Raw genomic sequence first — 13,342 nt, forward strand, 5'->3', positions numbered from 1 at the left:
GAGGCCAGGGGTGGACCGGGGGTGCGGGCTCAGGCCCGGGCGACGCGGTGGCCGGCCGGCACGTCGGAGCTGTCCGGCTGGCAGCCGCAGGAGCGGCGGATCTTCAGCGTCACCGGGAACTGCCGCACCCGCTCGACCGGCCCGCCGTGCGCCTCGCCGACCGCCAGGTCCACGGCGGCGTGCGCCAGGGCCTCCCGGTCCGAGGCGACCGTGGTCAGCGGCGGATCGGTGAGCGCCGCCTCCTTCACGTCGTCGAAACCGGCCACCGCCAGCTCCCCCGGCACGTCGATGCGCAGCTCGCGCGCGGCCCGCAGCACGCCGATCGCCTGGTCGTCGGTCGCGCACACCAGGGCCGGCGGCCGGTCGGGGCCCGACAGCAGCCGCAGCGCGACGCGGTAGGCGTCGTACCGGTTGTAGGCGCACTGGAAGAGCCGGCCCTCGGTGTCGATCCCGGCCTCCGCCATCGCCCGGCGCCAGCCGGTGACGTGGTCGGTGACCGGGTCGCCCGACTCGGGCGTGGAGTCCATGCCGCCCAGACAGGCCACGTACGCGTGCCCGTGGTCCAGCAGATGGCGGGTGGCGAGCTGGGCGCCGCCGATGTCGTCGACGACGACCGCGACGTCGTTCACCGCCTCGGGCCGCCGGTGCAGCAGCACCACCCGCGCGTCCCAGACGTCGATCTCGGCGGCGGCGTGCTCGCTGGGGCCCGAGCTGATCAGCACCAGACCCGACACCCGCATGCCGAGGAAGGCGCGCAGGTAGTGCACCTCGCGCTCGTCGACGTAGTCCGAGTTCCCAACGAGGACCATCTTGCCGCGCTCCGCCGCCGCCTGTTCCACGGCGTGCGCCATCTCGGCGAAGAACGGCTGCCGCGCGTCCGGCACGATCAGCCCTATCAGGTCCGTCCGCTGCGAGGCCATCGCCTGCGCCACCCGGTCCGGGCGGTATCCCAGCTCCTTGATCGCGGCCAGCACCCGCTCCCGGGTGCTCGCGGCGACCGGGCGCGGGCCGTTGTTGATGACATAGCTGACGACGGCGGTCGAAGTACCCGCCAGTCGCGCCACGTCATCCCGCGTCACCTTGGCCACAGACCGCAGTCTACGCGCGCAACCACCCGCTGGGATACGCCGACCGGTATCCGGACACGCGTTCCGTGGGATCCGCCGGATCCGACCGGCGCACGGGGGCGGCCGGTGGTCGCTCCGGTGTGGCCGGAGGTCCCGGCCACACCGGTCAGTTGCGGCGCGCGGCCTCCTTGACCACCTGCTCGGCCTCGCGGGTGATCGCCCGGGCCTGCTCGTCCTCGACCCTCTCCTTCTCTGGCACCACGAAGCGGTAGCCCACGTTGCGCACGGTGCCGATGAGCGACTCGTGCTCCGGGCCGAGCTTCGCGCGCAGCCGCCGCACGTGGACGTCCACGGTGCGGGTGCCGCCGAAGTAGTCGTAGCCCCAGACCTCCTGGAGCAGCTGCGCCCGGGTGAACACCCGGCCCGGGTGCTGCGCCAGGTACTTCAGCAGCTCGAACTCCTTGAAGGTGAGGTCCAGCACCCGGCCCTTGAGCTTGGCGCTGTAGGTGGCCTCGTCGACCGAGAGGTCGCCGTTGCGGATCTCCATCGGCGAGTCGTCCGTGACCAGCTGCTGGCGGCCGGTGGCCAGCCGCAGCCGGGCCTCGACCTCGGCGGGGCCCGCGGTGTCCAGCACCACGTCGTCCACGCCCCAGTCGGCGGTCACCGCGGCGAGGCCGCCCTCCGTGACGATGAGGACCAGCGGGCAGCCGGGACCGGTCGAGCGCAGCAGTTGGCAGAGCGAGCGGACCTGGGGCAGGTCCTTGCGGCCGTCGATGAGGATGACGTCAGCGCTCGGAGCGTCGACCAGGGCCGGCCCCTCGGCCGGGGCCACCCGGACGTTGTGCAGCAGCAGTTCCAGTGCGGGCAGCACCTGCGACGACGGTTGGAGGGCGTTGGTCAGGAGAAGCAGCGAGCTCATATGAGGGGCGTTCCTTCCTCGGTCCTGGCGCGGGGGACTCTTCGAGCGGCTCTGCCCAGAAAGCACGAAAGGACCCGGGGTGGCATCTGTGCCCGGATCCTTACAACCACAGAAGCATAGCCGAAACACTACGGCTCGCGCAGCGGGGCGGCCCGTGCTCGTTCCGTGGCAGGCTAGGGCCGGCCTGAGACAGCCGGGGACAGGCCGGGGACACCGTTGATCGAAAGGGCTGGCGGGATGGCGGGCGGAACGATCCGCTACTGGGCGGCGGCGAAGGCCGCCGCGGGCACGGCGGAGGAGGCGTACGACGCCGCCACGCTGGCCGAGGCGCTGGACGCCGCGCGGGCGCGGCACGCCGACCGGCCCGACTTCGCGCGGGTGCTGGACCGCTGTTCGCTGCTGGTCGACGGCCAGCAGGTGGGCTCGCGGCCGCACGGGACGGTCGAGCTCCCGGACGGCGGCATGGTCGAGGTGCTGCCCCCGTTCGCGGGCGGCTCGGGAACCGCGATCGCCGCTGCCGCGGCGGCACGTCCCCGGCGGGTCCGGTGATCCCCGGACGCGCCGGCGCGACGCCGGCTGCCGCCGTGTCGGCCGGGGTGCCGGCCGGGCGTAGGCCGGCGACGGTGGGTGGGTGCGGAACGGAGGGGTGCGATGAGTAGCGCGCAGGTGGCGGCGAACGGCCAGCCCGGCCCGAGGGCTCGGCACCGGGCGCGGTCGCCGATCATCCCGCCGGGTCCGTTGCCCGCCCTGCTCACCGCCGCCCTGGCCGGGCTGGTCGCCGCCACCGCGCCGTTCGGACGGGTGGGCGTGCTGCCGTGCGTCGTGCTGCTGCAGGCGGTGACCGCGGCCGGCTGGTTCCGGCTGAACGGCATGTGGCCGGCCCGGCAGGGCATCGCGCTGGCCTTCGCGGGCGGCCTGGCCGCGGACGCCGCGCTGCTGCTGGCGCCCGAGGACTCCCCGGTCCGGGTGGGCCAGGCGCTGCTGGGCGCCCTCGGCGTGTGGTTCCTGCTGGTGCTGCTGCTCCAGCTGCGGCACCGCGGCTCGGCCGACGAGCGGCTCGACTCGCTGACCGCGACGGCCGCCGCCAGCCTGCTGACCGTGCTGGCCGCGGGGCATCTCGCGGCGGTCTCGGTGTCCGAGACCGCGGTGCTGGTCACGGCGCTGGGCGTGGCGGCGGCGGTGCTGTTCCGCGCGCTGCCCTGGCCCGGCATGGCCAGGGCACTGCTGGCGCTGGTGGCGGTCGCGGGCGTGGGCGTCGCCGCGCAGGAGACGGGCGCGGGCGCGTTGACCGGGGCCTGGGGTGTGGCGGCGCTGTGCGTGGTGGCCGCGGTGGTGTTCCGAGTGCTGCCGGATCCGGGCGTGTCCACCCTGCTGGCGCTGCTGGCCGCCGCGGGCGCGGGCGTCGCGGCGCAGGCGGTGGGCGCGGACGAGCTGACCGGCGCCTGGGGCGCGGGGCTGGGCGCGGCCGGCGGCTGCTGCGCGCTGATCGGCCTGCGGGTGGCCAGCTACGACTTCCCGTCCCGGTTCGTGCACTTCACGGCGGGGGTCGCGCTGCCGCTGACCGCCGCCGCACCGGCCGTCTACCCGCTGGCCCGGCTGCTCGCGTAGCCTGCCCCCGGAGTGTCACGGGCGTAACGGGCGTGCTGCAACCGCCCTCCCACGCCGGGGCCCGGGGCACCCTCGGGTTACTCTCACCGCATTGTGAACGTTTCACCAGGGGGGACCTGAGTCCTATGCGCGCTCTGCGGATCAGCCTGATCATCTTCGGCGTCCTCGTCGTGCTTCTCATCGTCGCGGACCGGGTGGCCGTCTGGGTCGCCGAGGGCGAGGTGGCCAGCAAGGCGCGGGACAGCCTCGGCCTGAGCGAGGAGCCCTCCGTGTCGATCGAGGGCTTCCCGTTCCTGACCCAGATGGCGGGCCAGCACCTCGACAAGGTGCAGCTCGGCGTGGACAGCTACCAGGCGCAGGTGGACGGCCAGAGCATCACGCTCCACGATCTGGACATCGAGGTCCGCGACACGGAACTGGAGGGCTTCTCCTCGGCCGTCGCGTCCGAGGCCGACGGCACCGGTCTGATCGACTACGAGGAGATGACCCGGGCGTACGGGGAGCTGCTCGGCAGCGAGGCGAACGGCTTCGGCGCCACCTTCGAGTACGCCGGGGACAACCTGCTGCGGGTCAACCTGCAGGCCGCCGTGATGGGCCAGAACGTCGACGTCGGCGACGTGACCGGCGAGCTGGTGGTGGAGGGCGACCAGGTGCGGATGGAGATCATCGAGGAGAACGTGCCGGACTCGATACCCGGCGGCGACGCGATGGTCGAGGACCAGCTGGGGCAGGGCCGGACGATCAGCGGGCTGCCCGACGGCCTTGAGCTGGAGTCGCTGGTGCCGGGCGAGGACGGGGTGACCGTGCACATCCGCGGCACGGACGTGGGCCTCGGCTAGTCCCCACTCGTCTTCCTCTCTTTCCTCATCTTTCCTCTCTCCGCACCCCAGTCTTCCTCTCCCTGCACCCCCCTCGGCCCCGATCAGCGGCCGATCTCATATGCCGGACACTGGCGTCTCAGGTCCCGGAACGCCGATGACACAACGGACACGTCTCCGTACGATCGCGGCATGATGCGACGGGCCACGGGCATCCCCACCGGGGGACTGACCAAGCGGCGGGCCATCGACCTGTGCCGCGTCACCGCCATGCGCTGTCGCCGCCACGGCGGCGGCTGACGACCGTGCTCCCGCCCCGCGCGCACCACGCGGGCACCACCCTGCGCCCCGCGCGCCGGGTCGCCCCGGCCCGCCCGGTTTCCCTCGGTACGCCCTTCCCCCTGCCAATCGCTGAAGGAGAGACAGCATGAGCCGCAGTGACGTCCTGGTGGACGCCGACTGGGTCCAGGACCACCTCGACGACGACAAGGTGGTGCTCGTCGAGGTCGACGAGGACACCAGCGCCTACGAGAAGAACCACATCAGGAACGCCGTTCGCATCGACTGGAAGAAGGAGCTGCAGGACCCGGTCCGGCGCGACTTCATCGACCAGGCCGGCTTCGAGAGCCTGCTGTCCGCCAAGGGCATCGGCAACGACGACACGGTCGTCCTCTACGGCGGCAACAACAACTGGTTCGCGGCCTACGCCTACTGGTACTTCAAGCTCTACGGCCACTCCGACGTGCGGCTGCTCGACGGCGGCCGGAAGAAGTGGGAGCTGGACGCCCGGGAGCTGGTCGAGGAGGTGCCGGCCCGCGCCGAGACCCAGTACCAGGCCAGCCCGCAGGACACCTCGATCCGCGCCTTCCGCGACGAGGTCGTCGCCGCCATCGGCGTGAAGAACCTGGTGGACGTGCGCTCCCCCGACGAGTTCAGCGGCAAGCTGCTCGCCCCGGCGCACCTGCCGCAGGAGCAGTCCCAGGTCGCGGGGCACGTGCCGAGCGCCCGGAACATCCCCTGGTCCAAGTCGGCGAACGACGACGGCACCTTCCGCTCCGACGAGGAGCTCACGGAGCTGTACCAGGAGGAGGGCGTGGACCTGAGCAAGGACACCATCGCCTACTGCCGGATCGGCGAGCGGTCCGCGCACACCTGGTTCGTGCTGCACGAGCTGCTCGGCCAGCCCAACGTCAAGAACTACGACGGTTCCTGGACCGAGTACGGCTCCCTGGTGGGCGTGCCGGTCGAGACCGGCCCGGCCAAGTAGTCCTCCAGCAGCGAAGAGAGGGAAGTCCGACATGTGCGGAGCGAAGCCCGGCGGCCCGGACGCCGCCTCCATCAAGCCCGGTGAGACCACGATCCAGGGCTCTGTGACCCGGGGTGGCGAGCCGGTGACCGGCTACGTCCGGCTGCTGGACAGCAGCGGCGAGTTCACCGCCGAGGTGCCGACCTCCGCGACCGGCCAGTTCCGTTTCTACGCGGCCGAGGGCACCTGGACCGTGCGGGCCCTGGTGCCCGGCGGCAGCGCGGACCGCAAGGTCGTCGCCGAGCAGGGTGGGCTGACCGAGGTCACCATCGCGGTGTGAGCATGGCGCCGGCCCCCGGACTCCCGGGGGCCGCGCCCGAAGTGGCACGCAGGCCGCGCCCCGACCGACGCCGGTGGGGCGCGGCCTGCGTTTTCCCCTTGCCGTGCTGGGGGTTCCCCGTTCTCCCCGTTGCCCCCCGGAACGCCGTCTCCCCTGGCTTTCCCTGACCGCCCCCGATCGAACGCGTGGGCTGTGCCGTGCCGATGCTCTCAGTAGACGAGCGCCCGCACCCCGTCCGGCATGATCTCGCTGACGAAGACCTGCGCTCCGGCGATGCGGATCCCGTCCGTCACATCCTCCTTCTCGATCCCCCGGCGAGCGGCGCACTGGGTGCAGAGGGTGATCCGACCGCCGGCCAGAATGCCGTCGATCAGCTCGGGCAACGGAGCGGCGTGCGGCAACTCGAACTCCTCCGCACGGCCGGGAAGGGCGAACCAGGCCGACTCCCCCGTCAGCCACAGCGAGACCTCCACACCACTCGCGGCGGCGACCGCCGCCACCGTGAATGCCTGCGAGCACCGCTCGGGAGCATCCGCCCCCGCCGTCACCTTGACCACCAACTTCTGCGCCATGGCGCCACCGTAACCGGCCGGGCTACCGGGCTAACGAACGGTGCCGCAATTTCCGCACACCCAGTCGCCCTGTGGCCCCTGGAGCATTGTCCCACCACAATTCGGACAATTCATGATCACTTCCTCTCCACGCGCTTAGACGCACGCGGCGCCCTTCGCGTTCAGTCCCCGTGATCACAAAACGGTCAAACACCGGACGCAAGTCGCAGGCCACGCGACTCACCCTCAGGGGAGCCTCCCCCGAGGTGGCTGACTAAACTCAGTCACGGACGAAATTCACAACCAATCCCAGCCATCGTTTTGGAGGCGCCCACGTGCACGAGGCTTTCTTCGCCGGAGGTCGGCGCCGGTGATCGAGATCCCGTCCGACCTGCATCCGAGCCTCACCCCGCTGGTGTTTCTGCTGGGCACCTGGCAGGGCGCGGGCGTCGCCGAGTTTCCGGGCCAGGAGGCGTGCAACTTCGGCCAGCAGGTCACCTTCGGCCACGACGGCCGCGACTTCCTGGAGTACGCCTCGCGCACCTGGCTGCTGGATGACGAGGGCGAGCGGGTCCGTCCGCTGGAGTCCGAGGTCGGGTACTGGCGCATCGCCGACCGGCAGATCGAGGCCGTGATGATCCGGGACCAGGGGGTGGCCGAAATCTGGTACGGCGAGCTGGCCGAGGGCAAGCCCCAGCTCGACCTCGCCACCGACGCGGTGGCCCGCACCGCCGCCTCCCCCGAGTACACCGGCGGCAAGCGGCTCTACGGCTACGTCAACGGCGACCTGATGTGGGTCGGCGAGAAGGCCACCCCGTCCGTCCCGCTCCGCCCGTACATGTCCGCGCACCTGAAGAAGGCCGTCGACCCCCGGGAGTGGATCGCCGACCTCAAGGACCTCCCGGACGACGGCATCGCGTTCTTCCGCTGACCAGGTCCCGCCGACGGGGTTTCCGGGTGGCGGGGTTGCCGGGTGGCAGGGTTTCCGGGTTCTCAGGAAACTTTGAGGTTGCCGGGGTAGACACGGAGGGGTGATTCCCGCCGATGCCGCCGCCAGGGTGCTGGTGGTCGATGACGAGCCCAACATCCGCGACCTGCTGGCGCAGACCTTCCGGCTGACCGGCTTCGACGTCAGCTGCGCCGCCAGCGGGGTGGCCGCGCTGAACGCGGTGGCCGCGCGGGCGCCTGACCTGATCGTGCTCGACGTCATGCTGCAGGACCTCGACGGCTTCGAGGTGGCCCGCACGCTGCGCCGCGACGGCTGCCGCGTCCCCGTGCTGTTCCTGACCGCCAGGGACGAGGTCAGCGACCGCATCGCCGGGCTGAGCGTGGGCGGCGACGACTACGTCACGAAGCCGTTCAGCCTGGAGGAGGTCGTGCTGCGGGTGCGCGCCATCCTGCGCCGCAGCGCGCCGGCGCCCGAGGACGCGCCAGACGAGGTCCCCGACACCGTGCTCCGCTACGCGGACCTGGAGCTGGACGAGGACGCCCACGAGGTGCGGCGCGGCGGGGAGCTGGTGGAGCTGTCGCCGACCGAGTTCCGGCTGCTCGACTACCTGCTGGTCAACGCGGGGCGGGTGCTCAGCAAGGCGCAGATCCTGGACCAGGTCTGGTCGTACGACTTCGGCGGGGACGCGCGCATCGTCGAGAGCTACGTGTACTACCTGCGCCGGAAGCTCGACGACGGCCGCGAGCCGCTGATCCACACGGTGCGCGGCGTCGGCTACGTGCTGCGGACGGCGCCCCGGTGACCGGGCTGCGCCGGCTGACGCTGCGCACCCGGCTGGTGCTGATCACCGCGGTGCTCTGCTCGTTGGGGCTGCTGGCCGCCAACGCCGCGGGCCTGGTGCTGCTGCGCACCTACCTGATGGACCGGGTGGACGCGCAGTTCACGGACGGGTCGGAGGCCGGCCGGCTGGGTTCCGGGGACGGGCTGAACGCGGCGGAGCTGGCGGATCTGATCCGCACCGACCTGGCGGACAACCTGCTGCTCAACGAGCGGTTCGGCCAGGAGGTCCGGCTGTACCTGTTCGACGACGCCGGAGAGCTGCTGGCCTCGCTGCCGGCCACCCCGACCACCCCGGATCCGGAGCTGCCCGGCCCCGAGGAGCTCGCCGACCGGGTGGGTGAGGGACCGTTCACGGTGGGCGGCCGGGGCGTGGGTGGGCACGACTGGCGGGTGCACGTGCGGGAGAGCTCGGACGGCGGCCTGGTGGTCAGCGCCGCCTCGCTGGCCGAGGTGGACAGCACACTCAACCGGCTGCTGGTCATCGACGCCGTCGTGACCGGCGTGGTGGTGCTGCTGCTCGGCCTGGCGGGTGCCTGGATGATCCGGCTGGGGCTGCGGCCGCTGACCCGGATGGAGGCCACCGCCGGCGAGATCACCGCCGGCGACCTCGCCCGCCGGGTGCCGGGCGCCGACAGCGATCCGCGCACCGAGTCGGGGCGGCTCGGGCAGGCGATGAACGCGATGCTGGACCGGGTCGAGGCGGAGGTGACCGCCCGGCGTCGTTCGGAGCGGCGGCTGCGGCGGTTCCTCTCCGACGCCTCGCACGAGCTGCGCACGCCGCTGACCTCGATCCGCGGGTTCGCGGAGCTGAGCCGGCGGGGCGGCGACCGGGACGAGGCGCTGGTCCGCATCGAGGCCGAGGCGCGCCGGATGGGAGTGCTGGTCGAGGACCTGCTGCTGCTCGCCCGGCTCGACCAGCGGCCGCGGCTCGACCGCGGTCCGGTGGACCTGCTGGAGCTCGCCGCCGACGTGGTGGGCGCCGTGCGCGTCCAGGCCCCGGACCGCGATGTCTCGCTGACCGGACGCGACGGGCCGCCCGAGCCGGTGACCGTGCTCGGGGACGCGCTGCGGCTGCGCCAGGTGGTGAGCAACCTGCTGGCCAACGCGCTGCGCCACACCCCGCCGGACGCGTCGATCACGGTCCGGGTGGGACGCGCCGCCGCCGCTGCCGGCGCGGCGCCCTCCGGAGCGGTGGTGGAGGTCAGCGACACCGGCCCCGGCATCCCGCCGGAGCACGTGCCGCACGTCTTCGACCGCCGCTACCGGGTGCCCCGGGCCGGCGGTGCCGCCGGCGACGGCCACGAAGCGACGGCGCGGGAGGCGCGCGAGGCGCCGGAGGCGGAGCTGGGTGCCGGCCTGGGGCTCGGCCTGTCCATCGCGTCCGCCCTGACCGCCGCCCACGGCGGGCGGATCGAGCTGGACACCGCGCCGGGGCGCGGCGCCACGTTCCGCGTGTGGCTGCCCGCCGGCCCGCCGGAGCCGGACGCCGGCGCCCGCCCGCGTCCGGCGGCGGACGCGGCGGGCGCCGCGCCCTGACGCCGGACGGCGCGGTTCACAGCGAGCGCAGCGCGCCGCCGTCCACCGCGATGACCGAGCCGGTGACGTACCCGGCGGCCGGCGAGAGCATGAACGCCGCGGTGCGCCCGAACTCGGTCGGGTCGCCGTACCGTCCCAGCGGGATGGAGTTCAACGCCTGTGCCACCGCCGCCGGTTCGCCGACCTCGTCCAGCTCCCGCATCCGGTCGGTGGCGATCCGCCCGGGCATCAGGCCGAACACCCGGATGCCGCGCGGCCCGAACTCGTCCGCCATGTCCTTGGCGACCATGGCGAGCCCGGGGCGCAGCCCGTTCGAGATGCCGAGGCCGGCGATCGGCGAGCGCACCGAGGTGGAGAGCACGAGCCCGATGGCGCCCTCGCCGGTCATCGAGTCGATCAGGGTGCGCACCGCGCGCACCGCGCCGAGGAAGACGGTCTCGAACGCGTCGCGCCACTGCTCATCCGTGGCGTCGGCCGCCCGGGCCGGCGGCGGGCCGCCGACCGAGATGAGCGCGCCGTCCAGCCGCCCGTGCCGGGCCAGGGTGGCCTCCGCCAGCCGACCCGCCGCCTCCGGGTCGGACAGGTCGGCGGCGATGCCGATGGCGCGCCCGGCCGCACCCTGCTCCTCGAGGCGGGTGACCGCCTCGGCCATGTTCTTCTCGTCGCGTGAGGCGAGCACCACGCGCGCGCCATCGGCCACCAACGCGGCGGCCGTGGCGAAACCCAAACCCTTGCTGCCGCCCGTGACGACATACACCCGTTCAGCCAGTCCCAGATCCATGGCCCCATTGTGTCCCAGAGTGCGCCGGGGCTCGTCGCGCCCCGGGACTCCCAGCTGCCCTTGAGGTGGCATGCACGGAATCCGGAGGTCGGGGCAGCAGCATCCCCGGCATGAGGACAACGACTTCGTGCATCCCGGCGCCCGCGACCGGAGCGAACAGAACGCGCCACCGGCGCATGTCGGTTACCCGCGCGCACGCCCTGGCGCTCGCGCTCCCGCTGGCCCTCGGGCTGGCGACGCTGACCGCCTGCGGCGGTTCGGACGGCGGCAACGAGGTGGCGTCGGTCGACGGCGGCGAGGCGGCCGATCCGTCCGCCGAGGCGGAGGATCCGGTGGCGCAGGGCGAGCTGTTCGCCGACTGCCTGCGCGAGAACGGCCTCGAGGTGCCGGACCCCGACCCGGAGACCGGGGCCATCGCGTTCGAGGACGTGGTCGCCGAGGAGGGCCGCGAGGCGGTGATGGAGGGCTTCGAGGCGTGCCGCGACCTGGCGCCCGAGCAGTACAGCGATCAGGAGGAGCCCACCGAGGAGCAGCTGGCGGCGATGCAGAGCTTCGCCGAGTGCATGCGGGCCGAGGGCGTCGACGTGCCGGATCCGGGGCCCGAGGGCTTCGGCCCGGACGCGCTCGACCTGAACGACCCGGCGACGGAGGACGCCATGGAGGTCTGCCAGGACGAGCTCGGCTCGATGGGCAGGGGGAGCCAGTGAGGACCCGCGTCGTCCTGGCCGCGATCGCCGCGATCGCCGCGGTCGGCGTCGCCGGGTTCGCCACCGAGGGCTTCGGCGGGGTCGGCGGCGGCGACGCCGGCGCGGCCACCGAGACGCCGGAGGGGCCACCCGCCACCGCGGAGGTGCAGACCACCACCCTCACCCAGACCGAGGAGGTGACCGGATCGCTCGGCTACGGCGACCCGGTCACCGTCGAGGCGCCCACGGCGCCCGCGGAGCCGGACGCCACCGGGGACTCCGCGGGCGCCGGCGGCGGCACCGTCACCTGGCTGCCGGCCCCCGGCAGCACGGTGAAACGCGGCGAGCCGCTCTACACCGTCAACGCCCGGCCGGTGACCCTGCTCTACGGCGAGCAGCCGTTCTACCGCACGCTGGAGCCGGGCGCCGAGGGCACGGACGTGGAGCTGCTGGAGCACAACCTCGTCGAGCTCGGCTACTCCGGCTTCACCGCGGACGACGAGTACACCGACGCCACGGCGGAGGCCGTGTGGGACTGGCAGGAGGACGTCGGGCGGGTCGCCACCGGCACGGTGAGCCCGGCGGAGGTGGCGGTCACCGACGGCGCGGTGCGGGTGCAGCAGGCGCACATCGCGCCCGGCGCGCCGGCCACCGGTCCGGTGCTCGACGTCACCGGCACCCAGCGGCGGATCCACGTGGACCTCGACGCCGAACTGGAGCATCTGGTGGCCCAGGACGCGGAGGCCGAGGTGGAGCTGCCCGACGGCACCCGGCTGGACGCGGTGATCGCCGAGATCGGCGCCGCCACCGCGGAGGAGACCGGTCAGGACGCGACCCAGGGCGGCGAGGCCGCCCCCGTCACCATCCCGCTCACCCTCTCCGTGGCCGACCAGCAGGCGCTCGGCGACTACCAGGCCGCCCCGGTCACGGTCCGGCTGGCGGCCGAGGAGCGCGAGGACGTGCTGGCCGTTCCGGTCAACGCGCTGGTCGCGCTGCGCGAGGGCGGCTACGGCCTGGAGGTCGTCGAGGGCGGCGGCACCGAGTACGTCCCGGTGGAGACCGGCATGTTCGCCGGCGGCCTGGTCGAGGTGTCGGGGCCCGGCATCGAGGCCGGCACGGTCGTGGGGGTGCCCGAGTGACCGCCCCGACGACCGACGCGACGACCGCATCGACGACCGACGCGTTCCCCGTGCTCGAACTGCACGGCGTCGGCCGCTCCTACGGCGCCGTCACCGCGCTGACCGACGCCGCGCTCACCGTCCAGCGCGGCGAGCTGCTGGCTGTCGTCGGCCCCTCGGGCTCCGGGAAGTCCACGCTGCTGAACGTGATGGGCACGCTCGACCGGCCCACCTCCGGCACGGTCCGGATCGACGGATGGGAGGTGGCCGAGCTGACCGACAAGCAGCTGTCCGCGGTCCGCGCGACCACCATCGGCTTCGTCTTCCAGCAGTTCCACCTGGCCGCCGGCGTCCCGGTGCGGGACAGCGTCGCGGACGGACTGCTGTACGGCGGCACCACCCGCGCGGAGCGGCGTCGGCTGGCCGAGGCAGCGCTGCGCCGGGTCGGCCTGGGGCACCGCCTCGGGCACCGGCCGCACGAGCTGTCGGGCGGCGAGAAGCAACGCGCCGCGATCGCCCGCGCGGTGCTGGGCGACCCCGCGCTGCTGCTGGCCGACGAGCCGACCGGCGCGCTGGACTCGGTCTCCGGCGCCTCGGTGATGCGGCTGCTGCACGAGCTGAACGCGGCCGGCACGACCGTGGTCGTGATCACCCACGACCAGGACATCGCCGCCGCGCTCCCCCGCCAGGTCCGGCTACGCGACGGCCGCATCATCGAGGACTCGGCGGCGCCGGCCCCGACGGCCGTCGGGGCCGGCGAGCGGTCGGGAGGCGCGTCGTGACGCCCCACCCCCGCAGGCGCCTCCGGCGCGGTGCCGCGCCAGACCCCGCGGCCGCACCCGGCGGCCAGCACCGGGATGGCCAGGCGGCCGAGGACGACGCC

16 protein-coding genes are annotated in these 13,342 nt (G+C 73.6%); 12 read left to right on the forward strand and 4 right to left on the reverse strand.

Annotated features, from left to right (window positions below; translation table 11 throughout):
- Positions 1–29: 29 nt before the first annotated feature.
- Together ABGB06_RS22795 and ABGB06_RS22800 are read right to left on the reverse strand one after the other, a co-directional pair.
- Positions 30–1,088: a LacI family DNA-binding transcriptional regulator gene (locus tag ABGB06_RS22795; protein WP_347592290.1), complete on the reverse strand. Its 1,059-nt coding sequence runs from the start codon at positions 1,086–1,088 to the stop codon at positions 30–32.
- A gap of 145 nt (positions 1,089–1,233) precedes the next feature.
- On the reverse strand, positions 1,234–1,986 hold the full coding sequence (locus tag ABGB06_RS22800; RefSeq protein WP_347592292.1) for a response regulator transcription factor: 753 nt from the start codon (positions 1,984–1,986) through the stop codon (positions 1,234–1,236).
- Positions 1,987–2,223: 237 nt separating this feature from the next.
- Between ABGB06_RS22800 and ABGB06_RS22805 the strand changes: the two genes are divergently transcribed.
- The 6 genes from ABGB06_RS22805 (at position 2,224) to ABGB06_RS22830 (ending at position 5,998) form a co-directional block, all read left to right on the forward strand.
- Positions 2,224–2,535, forward strand: coding sequence for a MoaD/ThiS family protein (locus tag ABGB06_RS22805; protein ID WP_347592294.1), 312 nt, complete (start codon positions 2,224–2,226; stop codon positions 2,533–2,535).
- 102 nt (positions 2,536–2,637) lie between these two features.
- Positions 2,638–3,594, forward strand: a complete 957-nt coding sequence (locus ABGB06_RS22810; RefSeq protein ID WP_347592296.1) for a hypothetical protein — start codon at positions 2,638–2,640, stop codon at positions 3,592–3,594.
- 125 nt (positions 3,595–3,719) lie between these two features.
- A complete protein-coding gene (locus ABGB06_RS22815; RefSeq protein WP_347592298.1) occupies positions 3,720–4,433 on the forward strand; it encodes a DUF2993 domain-containing protein in 714 nt (237 codons plus the stop codon).
- 171 nt (positions 4,434–4,604) lie between these two features.
- A complete protein-coding gene (locus ABGB06_RS22820) occupies positions 4,605–4,712 on the forward strand; it encodes a putative leader peptide (protein WP_347592300.1) in 108 nt (35 codons plus the stop codon).
- Positions 4,713–4,839: 127 nt separating this feature from the next.
- On the forward strand, positions 4,840–5,679 hold the full coding sequence (locus tag ABGB06_RS22825; RefSeq protein WP_347592302.1) for a sulfurtransferase: 840 nt from the start codon (positions 4,840–4,842) through the stop codon (positions 5,677–5,679).
- 31 nt (positions 5,680–5,710) lie between these two features.
- Positions 5,711–5,998: a DUF1416 domain-containing protein gene (locus tag ABGB06_RS22830; protein WP_347592304.1), complete on the forward strand. Its 288-nt coding sequence runs from the start codon at positions 5,711–5,713 to the stop codon at positions 5,996–5,998.
- A 209-nt stretch (positions 5,999–6,207) separates the two neighbouring features.
- Here the strand turns inward: ABGB06_RS22830 and ABGB06_RS22835 are convergent, their stop codons facing one another.
- Positions 6,208–6,570, reverse strand: coding sequence for a DsrE family protein (locus ABGB06_RS22835; protein ID WP_347592306.1), 363 nt, complete (start codon positions 6,568–6,570; stop codon positions 6,208–6,210).
- A gap of 349 nt (positions 6,571–6,919) precedes the next feature.
- On the opposite strand from ABGB06_RS22835, the gene ABGB06_RS22840 reads away from it, so the two are divergent.
- The 3 genes from ABGB06_RS22840 to ABGB06_RS22850 all read left to right on the forward strand — a co-directional run bounded on the left by ABGB06_RS22840 (position 6,920) and on the right by ABGB06_RS22850 (position 9,874).
- Positions 6,920–7,480 (forward strand): FABP family protein, encoded by a 561-nt coding sequence (locus ABGB06_RS22840; RefSeq protein ID WP_347592308.1) that lies wholly within the window; start codon positions 6,920–6,922, stop codon positions 7,478–7,480.
- Between the two features lie 100 nt (positions 7,481–7,580).
- The gene (locus ABGB06_RS22845) at positions 7,581–8,300 is read left to right on the forward strand and encodes a response regulator transcription factor (RefSeq protein ID WP_347592310.1); all 720 of its coding nucleotides are present in this window, start codon (positions 7,581–7,583) and stop codon (positions 8,298–8,300) included.
- Positions 8,297–9,874: a HAMP domain-containing sensor histidine kinase gene (locus tag ABGB06_RS22850; protein WP_347592312.1), complete on the forward strand. Its 1,578-nt coding sequence runs from the start codon at positions 8,297–8,299 to the stop codon at positions 9,872–9,874. Before ABGB06_RS22845 ends, ABGB06_RS22850 begins: the two co-directional genes overlap by 4 nt.
- A gap of 16 nt (positions 9,875–9,890) precedes the next feature.
- On the opposite strand, the gene ABGB06_RS22855 is transcribed toward ABGB06_RS22850, so the two are convergent.
- Positions 9,891–10,655 carry an SDR family oxidoreductase gene (locus tag ABGB06_RS22855; RefSeq protein ID WP_347592314.1) on the reverse strand — a complete coding sequence of 255 codons (765 nt, stop codon included), beginning with the start codon at positions 10,653–10,655 and terminating at the stop codon, positions 9,891–9,893.
- A gap of 176 nt (positions 10,656–10,831) precedes the next feature.
- Here ABGB06_RS22855 and ABGB06_RS22860 point away from each other — a divergent pair, with 176 nt between their 5' ends.
- The 3 genes from ABGB06_RS22860 to ABGB06_RS22870 are packed head-to-tail and all read left to right on the forward strand — an operon-like array spanning position 10,832 to position 13,241.
- Positions 10,832–11,362: a hypothetical protein gene (locus ABGB06_RS22860; RefSeq protein ID WP_347592316.1), complete on the forward strand. Its 531-nt coding sequence runs from the start codon at positions 10,832–10,834 to the stop codon at positions 11,360–11,362.
- Positions 11,359–12,480 carry a peptidoglycan-binding protein gene (locus tag ABGB06_RS22865; protein WP_347592318.1) on the forward strand — a complete coding sequence of 374 codons (1,122 nt, stop codon included), beginning with the start codon at positions 11,359–11,361 and terminating at the stop codon, positions 12,478–12,480. Before ABGB06_RS22860 ends, ABGB06_RS22865 begins: the two co-directional genes overlap by 4 nt.
- Complete coding sequence (locus tag ABGB06_RS22870) at positions 12,477–13,241, forward strand: ABC transporter ATP-binding protein (protein WP_347592320.1); 765 nt, start codon at positions 12,477–12,479, stop codon at positions 13,239–13,241. Before ABGB06_RS22865 ends, ABGB06_RS22870 begins: the two co-directional genes overlap by 4 nt.
- Positions 13,242–13,342: the final 101 nt, after the last annotated feature.

This window comes from Streptomyces sp. B6B3, from assembly GCF_039871525.1.
Classification (GTDB): domain Bacteria; phylum Actinomycetota; class Actinomycetes; order Streptomycetales; family Streptomycetaceae; genus Streptomyces.

Coding starts and splice junctions, on each gene's coding strand:
- ABGB06_RS22820 (WP_347592300.1), top strand. CDS start 4,605: ATGATGCGACGGGCCACGGGCATCCCCACCGGGGGACTGACCAAGCGG.
- ABGB06_RS22855 (WP_347592314.1), bottom strand. CDS start 10,655: ATGGATCTGGGACTGGCTGAACGGGTGTATGTCGTCACGGGCGGCAGC.
- ABGB06_RS22805 (WP_347592294.1), top strand. CDS start 2,224: ATGGCGGGCGGAACGATCCGCTACTGGGCGGCGGCGAAGGCCGCCGCG.
- ABGB06_RS22810 (WP_347592296.1), top strand. CDS start 2,638: ATGAGTAGCGCGCAGGTGGCGGCGAACGGCCAGCCCGGCCCGAGGGCT.
- ABGB06_RS22830 (WP_347592304.1), top strand. CDS start 5,711: ATGTGCGGAGCGAAGCCCGGCGGCCCGGACGCCGCCTCCATCAAGCCC.
- ABGB06_RS22800 (WP_347592292.1), bottom strand. CDS start 1,986: ATGAGCTCGCTGCTTCTCCTGACCAACGCCCTCCAACCGTCGTCGCAG.
- ABGB06_RS22860 (WP_347592316.1), top strand. CDS start 10,832: ATGTCGGTTACCCGCGCGCACGCCCTGGCGCTCGCGCTCCCGCTGGCC.
- ABGB06_RS22825 (WP_347592302.1), top strand. CDS start 4,840: ATGAGCCGCAGTGACGTCCTGGTGGACGCCGACTGGGTCCAGGACCAC.
- ABGB06_RS22815 (WP_347592298.1), top strand. CDS start 3,720: ATGCGCGCTCTGCGGATCAGCCTGATCATCTTCGGCGTCCTCGTCGTG.
- ABGB06_RS22835 (WP_347592306.1), bottom strand. CDS start 6,570: ATGGCGCAGAAGTTGGTGGTCAAGGTGACGGCGGGGGCGGATGCTCCC.